Genomic DNA, 1,315 nt, shown 5'->3' on the forward strand with positions numbered 1-1,315 from the left:
TTACCAGCGGTGTGTCCGACACCGACGGCAACAGCCGCATCGACACCAGCGTCTCGCCGCGCTTCGACGGTGAGACCCTGGCCGTCTACAAGGCCGCCGAGAAGAGCTGGTCCGGCAAGATCGTCTAACCCTTGGGCGATCCCATGAAGTAAGGAAAGGACCCGGCACCCAGCCGGGTCCTTTTTCCTTTTGTGCCCACGTTCTGTCCACTTCGTGCACGCGTCCTAACCGCCGTAGCGCGTACGGCACGGGCGCTCATTCACCCTCCCCCAACCGCGTTGTTCGGATGCGACCCGCGGTCGTCGGCCACATCGGCCGGGCCGACTTGGACGTGATCGAGAGGCCTTCTGGTTTCCCTCCGGCGGTGTGATTTACCTCACAAAGTTTCGGTAACCGGCTGATCGCACTCGGCAATGGAGATCATTTACGTAGGCCCACCATCAGCCCAAACATAGGTAAAGGTCAGGTAAAGCACAGAGGTGCCTTGGGCCGCCACAGCCCATGCGCACTCCAAGGTGGCCTGACATTCGGTCAAATCCTCCTATAGCTTTCTCATCGATCCTTCACTGACGGATGGGGCGCATGTGTCGCCTCACGACAGACCAAGGGAGAAAGCAATGAAGCGCACCCTCGCTCTCGGCGGTGCCGTGGCCGGCATGCTGGCCACTGCCGCCATCTCGGCCCCCGCGCACGCCGACTCGGTCCCGGCAGTCAACCTGGCGAACACCAACTTCGCGGCCAAGCAGGTCGTGCAGTACTGGATCGGCGAGGCCAAGGCCAACCTGGTCAACGCGACGCCGTACGCGGTGGAGACCGAGATCAACGCCCGTGGCGTCAAGTCCACCTCGCCGGTCTCCGCCAGCGACAAGCCCGGCACCGTCGGGTCGAGCGGCGACAAGAAGGCCGCCACCGCGAAGACGAAGAACATCAACCTGCCCCGGACCCTGGGCAAGGTGTTCTTCACCGGCGCCGACGGCAAGCCGCACTGGTGCTCGGCCACCTCGGTTCAGGGCTACTACAAGAACCTGGTGGCGACCGCGGGTCACTGCGTCTACGACACCAAGAGCAACAAGGAGACCCTGGACAACTGGATCTTCGTCCCCGGTTACTACCAGGGCAAGACCCCGTGGGGCCTCTACGTCGGTAAGACCGCGTACACCCACTCCGACTACTCGGTGTACGAGGACGGCGACCGCGACTACGCGTTCGTCACCGTCTACAACGGTGTCCAGGTGACCGGCGCCAGCTCCACCAAGGTGAAGAAGTGGATCGACAACAACGTCTTCGAGACCCTCGCCGAGGCTGAGAAGGCCAA

At 63.0% G+C, this 1,315-nt stretch carries 1 protein-coding gene; it reads left to right on the top strand.

From position 1 onward, the window contains the following. Positions 1-617 precede the first annotated feature (617 nt). Positions 618-1,315, top strand: a 698-nt coding sequence (locus Mth01_RS29290) for a trypsin-like serine peptidase (protein WP_407695991.1), incomplete at its 3' end; no start/stop codon positions are given.

Origin of the sequence: Sphaerimonospora thailandensis (assembly GCF_016863115.1) — a bacterium.
Classification (GTDB): Bacteria; Actinomycetota; Actinomycetes; order Streptosporangiales; family Streptosporangiaceae; genus Sphaerimonospora; species Sphaerimonospora cavernae.